Origin of the sequence: Micromonospora sp. NPDC005413, assembly GCF_040606435.1 — a bacterium.
Lineage (GTDB): Bacteria > Actinomycetota > Actinomycetes > Mycobacteriales > Micromonosporaceae > Micromonospora.
This window is the reverse complement of record NZ_JBEXEV010000002.1, coordinates 492,169-503,144: the sequence shown is the minus strand read 5'-3', so window position 1 is coordinate 503,144 and position 10,976 is coordinate 492,169. Positions and strand designations below refer to the sequence as shown.

General features: G+C 71.4%; 10 protein-coding genes. 5 read left to right on the top strand and 5 right to left on the bottom strand.

Annotation, left to right across the window (positions count from 1 at the left end; translation table 11 throughout):
- Positions 1–33: 33 nt before the first annotated feature.
- Positions 34–429: a chorismate mutase gene (locus ABZS37_RS05135; protein ID WP_355165683.1), complete on the bottom strand. Its 396-nt coding sequence runs from the start codon at positions 427–429 to the stop codon at positions 34–36.
- A gap of 302 nt (positions 430–731) precedes the next feature.
- On the opposite strand from ABZS37_RS05135, the gene pcrA reads away from it, so the two are divergent.
- On the top strand, positions 732–3,137 hold the full coding sequence (gene pcrA, locus ABZS37_RS05130) for a DNA helicase PcrA (protein ID WP_355165681.1): 2,406 nt from the start codon (positions 732–734) through the stop codon (positions 3,135–3,137).
- Positions 3,138–3,331: 194 nt separating this feature from the next.
- Here pcrA and ABZS37_RS05125 read toward each other — a convergent pair whose 3' ends face one another.
- Together ABZS37_RS05125 and ABZS37_RS05120 are read right to left on the bottom strand one after the other, a co-directional pair.
- A complete protein-coding gene (locus ABZS37_RS05125) occupies positions 3,332–4,117 on the bottom strand; it encodes a M23 family metallopeptidase (protein ID WP_355165679.1) in 786 nt (261 codons plus the stop codon).
- Positions 4,118–4,391: 274 nt separating this feature from the next.
- Positions 4,392–5,099: a M23 family metallopeptidase gene (locus tag ABZS37_RS05120; protein WP_355165677.1), complete on the bottom strand. Its 708-nt coding sequence runs from the start codon at positions 5,097–5,099 to the stop codon at positions 4,392–4,394.
- Positions 5,100–5,601: 502 nt separating this feature from the next.
- Here ABZS37_RS05120 and ABZS37_RS05115 point away from each other — a divergent pair.
- From ABZS37_RS05115 to sucD, 3 genes are all read left to right on the top strand, one after another.
- Complete coding sequence (locus tag ABZS37_RS05115; RefSeq protein WP_354995116.1) at positions 5,602–6,006, top strand: cobalamin B12-binding domain-containing protein; 405 nt, start codon at positions 5,602–5,604, stop codon at positions 6,004–6,006.
- A gap of 474 nt (positions 6,007–6,480) precedes the next feature.
- Positions 6,481–7,659 (top strand): ADP-forming succinate--CoA ligase subunit beta, encoded by a 1,179-nt coding sequence (sucC, locus tag ABZS37_RS05110; RefSeq protein WP_355165675.1) that lies wholly within the window; start codon positions 6,481–6,483, stop codon positions 7,657–7,659.
- Between the two features lie 2 nt (positions 7,660–7,661).
- The gene (gene sucD / locus ABZS37_RS05105; RefSeq protein WP_355165673.1) at positions 7,662–8,549 is read left to right on the top strand and encodes a succinate--CoA ligase subunit alpha; all 888 of its coding nucleotides are present in this window, start codon (positions 7,662–7,664) and stop codon (positions 8,547–8,549) included.
- Positions 8,550–8,644: 95 nt separating this feature from the next.
- Here the strand turns inward: sucD and ABZS37_RS05100 are convergent, their stop codons facing one another.
- Complete coding sequence (locus ABZS37_RS05100; RefSeq protein WP_355165671.1) at positions 8,645–8,911, bottom strand: DUF4190 domain-containing protein; 267 nt, start codon at positions 8,909–8,911, stop codon at positions 8,645–8,647.
- Positions 8,912–9,111: 200 nt separating this feature from the next.
- Between ABZS37_RS05100 and ABZS37_RS05095 the strand changes: the two genes are divergently transcribed.
- Positions 9,112–10,401, top strand: coding sequence for a DUF6350 family protein (locus ABZS37_RS05095; protein ID WP_355165669.1), 1,290 nt, complete (start codon positions 9,112–9,114; stop codon positions 10,399–10,401).
- Between the two features lie 70 nt (positions 10,402–10,471).
- Here the strand turns inward: ABZS37_RS05095 and ABZS37_RS05090 are convergent, their stop codons facing one another.
- The gene (locus tag ABZS37_RS05090) at positions 10,472–10,957 is read right to left on the bottom strand and encodes a DUF4190 domain-containing protein (protein WP_355165667.1); all 486 of its coding nucleotides are present in this window, start codon (positions 10,955–10,957) and stop codon (positions 10,472–10,474) included.
- Positions 10,958–10,976: the final 19 nt, after the last annotated feature.

Below are 10,976 nucleotides of genomic sequence, written 5' to 3'. Positions count from 1 at the left end.
CCGGTGCGGCTTACAGCGGCCCGCCGGTGCGGCTTACAGCGGGCCGCGGCCTGCGCGGAGCAGCAGCAGTGCCAACTGGGTGCCGTCGGCGCCGAGCACGACCCGGAAGCGCTCCAGGATGTCCCGTTCCCGGGAGAGCACCAGGCGCGTACCACCGGAGGCCAAACGGGTCGCCCCGACCTCCTGGGACAGCGCGGCCCGCTCCTGCCAGAGCGCGATCAGCGCCTGGTCGATCTCGTCGATTCGTTCCCTGATCTGCACGATCCGAGCGGCGGCGGTTGGCTCCTCGGTGCCGGTCCGCGCCTCGGCCGGCCCAGCGTTCTCGACCGCCGGCAACGGGGGCACCGCCGGCTCGCTCGCGTCCACCGAGGGCTGCTCATCCTTCGGTCGGATCGGGCCGCCGCTCTGCTCTACCACGTCTGTCATCATCGGGTACCCCTCGCACTGTGGTGCCCGGTGCCCGGAACCCGGGACGGAAAAAGCCCCGGACTCCAGGAGCCCGGGGCTTTCGTAGGTCTGAATCGATCAGGCGCGACCTACGGCAGCCGGACTCCCGGGGCCGTAGTAAAAGTAGTAGCGCGCAGCGATCACGCCGTCGAGTATGCCCACCTCGGCGCCGAGCGCGCAAGGATTCAGCGTCGCGAAGGGGGACCTTTCTTACGCCTGGGCGCGGGGGTGGCGGTAGCGCGCGGTCGGGAAGTGTCTGGCCGGCGGCATAGACTTGTCGGGCGATGCATCCTCTCTTCGACATCCCCGCGTCCCCGCCTGCGCCGGAGTCCGCGCCGGCTCGCCCGGACCGGCCCCGGCCGGCCGCCGTCCACCTCGATCCGCAGCAGCTGCTCGCCGGGCTGAACGGGCCGCAGCGCGACGCGGTCACCCATGCCGGCTCGCCGCTGTTGATCGTGGCGGGCGCCGGTTCCGGCAAGACCCGGGTGCTCACCCACCGGATCGCCTACCTGCTCGCCGCACGGGACGTCCATCCCGGGGAGATCATGGCGATCACGTTCACCAACAAGGCGGCCGGCGAGATGAAGGAGCGGGTGGCCGCGCTGGTCGGCCCGCGCGCCCGGCTGATGTGGGTGTCGACGTTCCACTCGGCGTGTGTCCGGATCCTCCGCGCCGAGCACGAGCACGCGGGCCTCAAGTCCACATTCTCGATCTACGACGCGGACGACTCCCGCCGGCTGATGCAGTTGGTCGCCCGCGAGCTCGATCTCGACCCGAAGCGCTACCCGGCGCGCGGGCTGGCCGCCCAGGTCTCCAACCTCAAGAACGAGCTGGTCGACCCGGAGCAGTTCGCGGCGCGGGCCACCGGGCCCAACGAGCGGGCGTTGGCCGAGGCGTACACGCTCTACCAGCGCCGGCTGCGCGAGGCGCACGCACTGGACTTCGACGACCTGATCATGACCACGGTGCACCTGCTCCAGTCCCACCCGCACGTCGCGGAGAGCTACCGTCGGCGGTTCCGGCACGTCATGGTCGACGAGTATCAGGACACCAACCACGCGCAGTACACGCTGATCAAGGAGCTGGTCTCCGGCACCGAGGGGCTGGAGCCGGCCGAGCTGTGCGTGGTCGGTGACGCCGACCAGTCGATCTACGCGTTCCGGGGCGCGACGATCCGCAACATCCTGGAGTTCGAACGGGACTTCACCAGCGCGCGGACGATCCTGCTGGAGCAGAACTACCGCTCCACCCAGACCATCCTCAACGCGGCCAACGCGGTGATCGACCGGAACACCTCCCGCAAGCCGAAGCGGCTGTGGAGCGAGGCCGGCGCCGGCGAGCGGATCGTGGGCTACGTGGCCGACACCGAGCACGCCGAGGCGGACTGGGCGGCCCGGGAGATCGACCGGCTGGTCGACGCCGACGAGACCCGTCCCGGGGACGTCGCGGTCTTCTACCGCACCAACGCTCAGTCCCGGGTCTTCGAAGAGGTGTTCATCCGCGTCGGCCTGCCCTACAAGGTGGTCGGCGGGGTGCGCTTCTACGAGCGCAAGGAGGTCCGCGACGCACTGGCGTACCTGCGTTCGGTGGTCAACGACGACGACACCGTGAGCCTGCGGCGGGTGCTCAACACCCCTCGCCGGGGGATCGGCGACCGCGCGGAGGCGTGTGTCGAGGCGCTCTCCAGCCGCGACCGGATCTCGTTCGGTGCGGCACTGCGCCGGGCCCGTGAGGCGCCGGGCATCTCCAGCCGGGCGGCCAACGGCATCGCCGACTTCGTGGCGCTGCTCGACGGCGCCCGGGAGCTGGCCGAGACCGGCACCCCGGAGGAGGTGTTGGAGGCGCTGCTGACCCGCTCGGGCTACCTCACCGAGTTGGAGGAGAGCCTGGACCCGCAGGACGCCGGCCGGGTGGACAACCTCCAGGAGTTGGTCAGCGTCGCCCGGGAGTACACCGAGCGGATCGAGGCGCTGGGCGAGGAGGGGGAGCGGGCCACCCTGGCCGGTTTCCTGGAGCAGGTGGCGCTGGTCGCCGACGCCGACCAGATCCCCTCGGACGACCCCGACCACCAGGGCGTGGTCACGCTGATGACGTTGCACACCGCCAAGGGGCTGGAGTTCCCGGTGGTCTTCCTGACCGGGCTGGAGGACGGCGTCTTCCCGCACCTGCGCTCGCTGGGCGACACCCGCGAGCTGGAGGAGGAGCGCCGGCTGGCGTACGTCGGCATCACCCGCGCCCGACAGCGGCTCTACCTCTCCCGGGCGGTGACCCGCTCGGCCTGGGGGCAGCCGTCCTACAACCCGCCGTCGCGGTTCCTGGAGGAGCTGCCATCGGAGCTGGTGCACTGGGAGCGCACCGAAGGGTCGTACACCTCGTGGGCCGGCGGGGGCGGCGGCGTCGGCGGTCGTGCCGACCGCGCGCCCGGCGCTCGGGGCACTTTCACCGGGGGCACGCCGAAGGCCGCGCAGCTGGCCCAGCGGCTCGGCGTGGACGCCAGCCGGCTGACCACGGCCAGCGAGCTGCCGCAGGGGCCGAAGGTGTCCGCTGGCGACCGGGTCAATCACCAGCGGTACGGGCTGGGGCGGGTGCTCGCCGTCGAGGGACACGGCCCGGGCGCCCGTGCGCAGATCGACTTCGGCGACCAGACCATGTGGCTGGTGCTGCGGCACGCCCCGGTCGACAAGCTCTGACCCAAACGACCCAAGGCAGCGCCCGGCTGCCCGCCGCCCGGCTGCCCGCCGCGCCGCGCCGGCTGCGCCGCCGCCGCCGCCCGACCAAGATCGCGCTACTTCGTTGAAAGAGTGGCCTCCGCGCTGCCGGAGGCCACTCTTTCCATGATGTTGTGCGGAACAGGCGGATCTTCAGACGCGCGGGGTGTGCTGGCTCAGCAGCCCAGGTCCACGCCGCGTGCCCGCATGAACGGGGCCGGGTCGACCTGGTTCCACATGCCCTGGTGCACCTCGAAGTGCAGGTGCGGGCCGGTGGCGTCGCCGGTGGCGCCCTCGTAGCCGATGACCTGGCCGGCCTTGACCTTCTGACCGACCGTGACCGCGATGCGGCTCTGGTGGGCGTAGTGGGTCAGGTAGCCGTTCCCGTGGTCGATGAAGACGGAGTTGCCGTACCCGTCGGAGGCGTCACCGGCCTGGGTCACGGTGCCGGCGGCCGCGGCGCGGATCGGCGTACCCGAGGGCAACGCCAGGTCGATACCGGCGTGCAGGGTGCCCCAGCGCTGCCCGTAGCAGGAGGTGACCGCGGCACCCGGCATCGGGTTGACCCAGGCGGGTGTGGGTTTGGTGGTCGTCTTCGGCTTCGGTGTGGCCTTCGCGGTGGCCGCCTTCGCGGTGGCCGCCTTCGTCGCTGTCGGGCTGGCGCTGGCCGCCGAGGGGCTCGGTGTCGGGCTGGCCGAGGGGACGGTCGGCGCGCTCGACTCGCGGGCGGAGCGGTCCGCCCGGCTGGCGGCGTCGGCCCGGGACTGCGCGTCGAGGGAGACGGCGGCGGGTGCCGGGCGTTCTGTGCCGGTGGTGGCGACGGCGACACCACCGAGGCCGAGGGCGACCAGAGCGGCGGCGCTGAGCACGATGAGCCGGTTCCGCCGGCCGGCGCGCTGCGGCTGCTCGGTCTGGGCGGTGTCGGGGGCGTTCTCGTTCTGGACGGGGCTGTCTTCCTGCACGGCGGGCCTTCACAGTCGAGGGGGCACTTGACCTCGAAATACTGGTGTCGGGCCGAGCGAGGGCTGGTACGGGGACCGCAGGGCCGGGCGGTTGGCGCTGGGCCGCGTGCCCGGATATAGCCCGCTCTGTTGCGTTACATCCGGAAACGTGATCATGCTGCTAGGTGTCGCCGGTCACAATCGCGGCTGTGACCCGGCAGACATCCGCCGGAGGCGCCCAACGAAAAACCGCCCGAATCGACAGATCCGGGCGGTCAACGGTCGGTACGCAGCGTCAGGAGGCGGCTACCTCGCTGTAGATTGCCTCGACTTGCAGCTTGATGTCCACTCCGCGGTCCTGGAGGAACGGCACCGGGTCGATCGGCTTGCCCTTGACATGGATCTCCAAGTGCAGGTGGGTGCCGTAGGCGTGGCCGGTCTGGCCCACCAGGCCGAGCTGGTCGCCCGCCTTGATCTGCTGGCCTTCCTTGACGCTCACCGCGGAGGAGTGGCCGTAGATGGCCTCGCTGCCGTCGGCGTGCTGAACGATCACGGCGTTGCCGTACCCGCCGAACCAGCCGGCCTTGGTGACCAGCCCGTCGTGGATCGCCACATAGGGCGTGCCCTCACCGGCGACCAGGTCCACGCCGGTGTGCATCTTGCCCCAGCGCATCCCGTACGGGGAGTTGAAGTCGTAGCCCTGCAGTGGCAGCAGCCAGACCTCGGGCTCGGCGCTGTCCTTGCTCCGGCTGTCCCGGGAGGCGCGGTCGGCGTTGTCCGCACGGGCCGCGACGTCCTGGCTGGTGACCGACGCCTGCTTGAGCTCGTCGAGCACCGTCGGGCTGACGTCCTTGGCGTCCGGCAGGGCGCTCGCGCCGAGTGCGACGATGCCGGCCCCGACGAACGCGGTGGTGACGACAGCGGCGTAACGGCTACGCGGCGGGGTGGGAACGCGGCGGCGACCGCGATATCGATCGGGCTCAGACGACAGGCGCTGGCGCACGCACACCCTCCGTTGTCGGGGTTCCGAAGCGGCCGGTGGACGTTCGTGAAGCTCCAGTGAACGTCCGCTGATCGCGTCGTCACCCGTCCATGGACCTGATGACAACCGTGGCCACGTTAGCCAACCATCAGGCGACTCACAAGCTAGAGCGCCAAATTGGCGTGTCGATCTGTCCGTTTGCGTCCATGATTGTCATGCATCGCGACGCCAAACGGTGCCCTCGTTGCTGCCCGTTCGTCGCCGAGCGTTACCGATCCGGCGGAGTCGTCCGGCTTGACTGCGGGCAGTTCCCCGGCGCGGTGCCGGACGCCTCCGGCGGACCTCCCCCGGCACCCGGTGGTCACACGGGCGGAACCCGGTGGTCACACGGGCGGAACCCGGTGGTCGCACGGGCGGAGCCCGATTGCGGAGCCGGGTTTCCGGCCCGGATTTCCCGGGCTGGGTCCGTCGGGTTACCGTTCGTTCAGGTGAAGGCCGTGAAGCCGGTGAAAGGTGTGCGCTGATGAGCTCTCGTATTCGGGTCGTCGTCGCGAAGCCCGGTCTGGACGGCCACGACCGGGGCGCGAAGGTCGTCGCGCGTGCCCTGCGGGACGCCGGGATGGAGGTCGTCTACACCGGCCTGCACCAGACCCCCGAGCAGATCGTGGAGACCGCCATCCAGGAGGACGCCGACGCGGTCGGCCTGTCCGTCCTCTCCGGCGCGCACATGACGCTCTTCCGCCGGGTGCTGGAACTGCTCAGTGAGCGGGACGCCCGCGACATCGTCGTGTTCGGCGGCGGCATCATTCCGAACGGCGACATTCCCGAGTTGCAGAAGCTGGGCGTCGCAAAGATCTTCACGCCGGGCGCCACCACTCAGGCGATTGTCGAGTGGGTCCGACAGAACGTCGCGCAGCCGGTCTCCTGAGGCACGCCGCGTTTCCTGAGGCACGCCGCGAAGGGTTCGCCAGGCGGGCCGTGACGGGCCGGCGACCGGATCCGGGCACGGGGGAGGGGCCGGACGCACCCCTCACACGTCCGGCCCCTCTATGCACGATGCCCCGCCGCCACCCCTCGACCGACAGGGCATCGGCCGTCTCCCGTCATCGCGCTTCTCAGCGCTCCGACATCTGACTCAACGACGCCCTCACTGCCGGGTTACGCACCCCGGGCAACATCGCCCGGACGGTGGATGCCGCCCGTGTCACGACCGGAAACTGGCCGCGCCCGATGTCCGGTTGTGCATTACCGCACACCGTGCACCCGCTCGGTTGCCGGTGGTGCCGACCTCGCTAGGCTGCGGCCAATGGCCTGTTTCAACTGATGACAGGCGTCAAACTGTTTTTTGAACGCTGGTGGCGGCGCGACGGCGCGCCGCGGAGACGGGACGGGACGCGCAATCGTGGACCTGTACGAGTACCAGGGGCGGGACCTGTTCGAGCGGCACGGCTTGCCCGTGCTGGCCGGCGGCGTCGCCACTACCCCGGAAGAGGCCCGCGCGATCGCCGAACGCCTCGGCGGTCGAGTGGTCGTCAAGGCGCAGGTAAAGGTCGGCGGCCGAGGTAAGGCCGGCGGCGTCAAGCTGGCCGAGGGCCCGGATGAGGCGGTGGCCAGGGCCACGGACATCCTCGGCATGGACATCAAGGGTCACACCGTCCACAAGGTCATGATCACGGTGACCGCGGACGTGGTCGAGGAGTACTACTTCTCGTACCTGCTCGACCGCGCGAACCGCACCTTCCTCTGCATCGCCAGCGTCGCCGGCGGCATGGACATCGAGCAGGTCGCCGCCGAGACCCCCGACAAGGTCGTGAAGGCCCCGATCGACGCCGTGAAGGGCGTGGACGAGGCCAAGGCTCGCGAGATCGTGACCGCCGCAGGCTTCCCGGCCGAGGTCGCCGACCAGGTGGTCGAGGTGGCCGTCGGTCTGTGGCAGGCGTTCGTCGCCGAGGACGCCACGCTGGTCGAGGTGAACCCGCTGGCCAAGAACGGCGACGGGCGAATGCTGCTGCTCGACGCCAAGATCAGCTTGGACGAGAGCGCGGCGTTCCGGCACCCGGACCACGAGGCGCTGGTCGACCAGGCCGCGGTGGACCCGCTGGAGCAGGCCGCGAAGGCCAAGGACCTCAACTACGTCAAGCTCGACGGCGAGGTCGGCATCATCGGCAACGGTGCGGGTCTGGTCATGTCGACCCTCGACGTGGTCGCGTACGCCGGTGAGCGGCACGGCAACGTCAAGCCGGCCAACTTCCTCGACATCGGCGGCGGCGCGAGTGCCGCGGTGATGGCGAACGGGCTGGAGATCGTGCTCTCCGACCCGGCCGTGAAGAGCGTCTTCGTCAACGTCTTCGGCGGCATCACCGCCTGCGACGAGGTCGCCAACGGCATCATCCAGGCGCTGGCCCTGCTGGAGCAGCGCGGCGAGCAGGTCACCAAGCCGCTCGTCGTTCGTCTCGACGGCAACAACGCCGAGGCTGGCCGGGCGATCCTGGACAGCGCGAACAACCCGCTCGTGCAGCGGGTGGACACCATGGACGGTGCGGCCGAGCGGGCCGCCGAGCTGGCAGCTGCGGGGGTCTGATCATGGCTATCTGGCTGACCAAGGACTCGAAGGTCATCGTCCAGGGGATGACCGGTTCCGAGGGTTCCAAGCACACCCGGCGGATGCTCGCCGCCGGCACCAACGTGGTAGGCGGCGTCAACCCGCGCAAGGCGGGCCAGAAGGTCGACTTCGACGGCACCGAGCTGCCGGTCTTCGCGTCCGTCGCGGACGCGATGGCCGAGACCGGGGCCGACGTCAGCGTCATCTTCGTGCCGCCGCAGTTCACCAAGGCCGCCGTGGTCGAGGCGATCGACGCCGCGATCCCGCTGGCCGTGGTGATCACCGAGGGCGTCCCGGTGCACGACACCGCGGCGTTCTGGGCGTACAACGTGGCGCAGGGCGAGCAGACCCGGATCATCGGGCCGAACTGCCCGGGCATCGCCTCGCCCGGCGCGTCCAACGCGGGCATCATTCCGGCCGACATCACCGGCTCCGGCCGGATCGGCCTGGTCAGCAAGAGCGGCACGCTGACCTACCAGATGATGTACGAGCTGCGCGACATCGGCTTCTCCACCTGCGTCGGCATCGGTGGCGACCCGATCATCGGGACCACCCACATCGATGCCCTGGCGGCGTTCGAGGCGGACCCGGAGACCGACGCCATCGTCATGATCGGTGAGATCGGCGGCGACGCCGAGGAGCGGGCCGCCGAGTTCATCAAGGCCAACGTCACCAAGCCGGTGGTCGGCTACATCGCCGGCTTCACCGCACCTCCCGGCAAGACCATGGGTCACGCCGGAGCGATCATCTCCGGGTCGGCCGGCACCGCCGAGGCGAAGCAGGCGGCGCTGGAGGCGGTCGGAGTCAAGGTCGGCAAGACGCCGACCGAGACCGCGAAGCTGATGCGGGAGATCATGTCCGGCAGCTGAGCCGGTCAGGCAGCAGCGAAGGGGGTCGACCGCAGCCGGTCGGCCCCCTTCGGCGCACGTGCGTTACCAGCGGGCTCGTTGGTCGACCAGCCCGCTCAGTCGTTGTTCCAGAACGGGTAGTTGCCGGTCGACCGCAGGATCGCTCCGCCGATGATGTTGATCACGCCGAACACGATGGCGAGATACCCGAGCAGCGGTGACTGCCCGTACCGCCGGGCGTCGCGGATGGACAGGTAGCCGAAGATGATGCCGAGAATGCCGCAGCAGATCAGCCCCAGCACGATGCCCAGCACGCCCCAGAGCGTCGTCCGGTCCCGTCCCCGGGCCGGTGGTGGCGGTGGTGGCGGGTATGGCGTCGTCACAGCTTCCTCCGGGCGGTCGTGAGCGGCGTGCTGGCCCGGACCGCGACCGGCGGACCCGACCCGGGCGGCGGTGAGGCGCGCCCCCTCTGGCCCGAGGCTAGACCGGACCGCGTGGCCTGGGCCCCGGTTCGGTCAACTCGCCGCACTTCGGGCGGGTTAACGGACTGCCACCGCCCGCGCGACGTGCCAGAGTAGAGCGGATGTCCCCCGTCACCCCTGACCGTCCCAGCCGTCCCGGCGGTGTGAACGCCGACGACCGGCCGGTCGACCGTGCCGTACCGGCCCGACGGGTGCCCGCGCCTCGCGCGGGCGGGTCGCCACGCGGGCGTGCACCGTTGCCCGTCGCCGCCGGGGTGGCCGCCGGCTGGGCCGCCCTCACCTCTTACCTGCCGGTCGCCATCGTGCTCGGTCTGGTCCAGCTCGGCGCGGATTCCACCACCCTGACCAGCACCCTGCGCACCGCGCTGGCCGGCTGGCTGCTCGGGCACGGCGTTCCGCTGCACACCGAGTCCGGTCCGCTCGGGCTCGTCCCACTGGCGTTGACCGTGCTCGCGCTCTGGCGGCTGACCCGAGCCGGCGTGCACGTCAGCCGCGCGATCGGTGCCCGCGACACCCGCTCACCGCGCCGAGCGCTGCTCGCCGCGGGCGCGGTTGGCATCGCGTACGCGCTGCTCGGCGCGCTCGCGGCAGTGCTGGTCGGCAGCGGTGGGCCGGAGGTGTCCCCGATCCGGGCGGGAGCCACGTTCGCGGTGGTCGGCACACTCGCCGCCCTGGTCGGCGCCACCCGGATCACTGCCGTGACCCGGCTGCTCGTCGCCCGGATGCCGGACCCGGTGCGGCACGGCGTTCGCACCGGTCTGGTGGCCGTCCTGCTGCTGCTCGGCGCGGGCGCCGGTGCGGCCGGTCTGGCGGTGGCCACCGGCGGCGGTGACGCGGCGGACATGATCGGGGCGTACCGGACCGGGGTTGCCGGGCAGGCCGGGATCACCGTGGTCAGCATGGCGTACGCGCCGAACGCGGCGATCTGGTCGGCCAGCTACCTGCTCGGGCCGGGCTTCGCGGTCGGCACCGACACCGCGGTTCGCACCAGCGAGGTGTCGGTCGGCGCACTGCCGGCCGTACCGTTGCTCGCCGGCCTGCCGCGTGGCCCGGTGGACGGCTTCGGCGCCCTGCTGCTCGCGGTGCCGGTGCTGGCCGGGATGGTCGCTGGCTGGCTGCTTGCCCGCCGGGTGGCCCGGCTCGCCGGGCCGGAGCGGGCCCCGCGGCGCTGGGCCGCTCTGCTGGTGCCAGCGGCGCTGGCCGGGCCGGTGGCCGGCCTGCTGCTCGGCGTGGCCGCCACGGTCTCCGGCGGGCCGCTCGGTGCCGGCCGGCTGGCGCACGTTGGGCCGGTGGGCTGGCAGGTCGGGGCGGTGGCGGCCGGTGTCATCGCGGTCGGCGCACTGCTCGGTGCCGCCGCCACCCGGGCGCTCACCCGCGTCCCCGCACAGTAGAAGCCGGGCGCAGCTGACGAGCGCGGGGCGCCCCGGACGAATCCGGAGCGCCCCGTCGATACTCAGCCTGTCAGGGCTGGGTCGGCAGGTTGACCTGCGCCACGACGCTCAGGATGAGCAACAGGATGCCCAGCACGACGCCGACGGCGCCGCAGATCAGACCGGCCTTGGCCTGCCCAGCGTTGCTGGCCTGGCCCTGGGCGACCTTCTGCCGGGCGAGGTAACCGGTCACGACGGCCGCGATGCCGACGGGGATGCCGATGTAGAGGCAGCAGACCAGCGGGATCGACGCGATACCGAGGATCATCGACACCAGGCCGAGGGTGTTGTTCTGCCCCTGCCCCTGCGCCTGCGGGTAACCGGCGTTCGGGTACTGCGGGCCGGCACCGTACTGGGGCTGCTGCTGGCCGTACGGGTCCTGGTACGGCTGCTGCTGGCCGTACGGCTGACCAGAGGTCGGCTGCTGGCCGTACGGGGCGGCCGGCGGCTGGGGGGCGTTCGGGTCCTGGTTGGGCTGCTGGCCGTACGGGTCCTGGCCGGGGTTACCGGGTTGCATTCGAGAGCTCCTTGAACTG

What these genes read in the sequence shown, in the direction of transcription:
- pcrA (WP_355165681.1), top strand. Translation starts at nt 732, where the DNA reads ATGCATCCTCTCTTCGACATCCCCGCGTCCCCGCCTGCGCCGGAGTCC.
- sucD (WP_355165673.1), top strand. Translation starts at nt 7,662, where the DNA reads ATGGCTATCTGGCTGACCAAGGACTCGAAGGTCATCGTCCAGGGGATG.
- ABZS37_RS05090 (WP_355165667.1), bottom strand. Translation starts at nt 10,957, where the DNA reads ATGCAACCCGGTAACCCCGGCCAGGACCCGTACGGCCAGCAGCCCAAC.
- ABZS37_RS05095 (WP_355165669.1), top strand. Translation starts at nt 9,112, where the DNA reads ATGTCCCCCGTCACCCCTGACCGTCCCAGCCGTCCCGGCGGTGTGAAC.
- ABZS37_RS05135 (WP_355165683.1), bottom strand. Translation starts at nt 429, where the DNA reads ATGATGACAGACGTGGTAGAGCAGAGCGGCGGCCCGATCCGACCGAAG.
- ABZS37_RS05115 (WP_354995116.1), top strand. Translation starts at nt 5,602, where the DNA reads ATGAGCTCTCGTATTCGGGTCGTCGTCGCGAAGCCCGGTCTGGACGGC.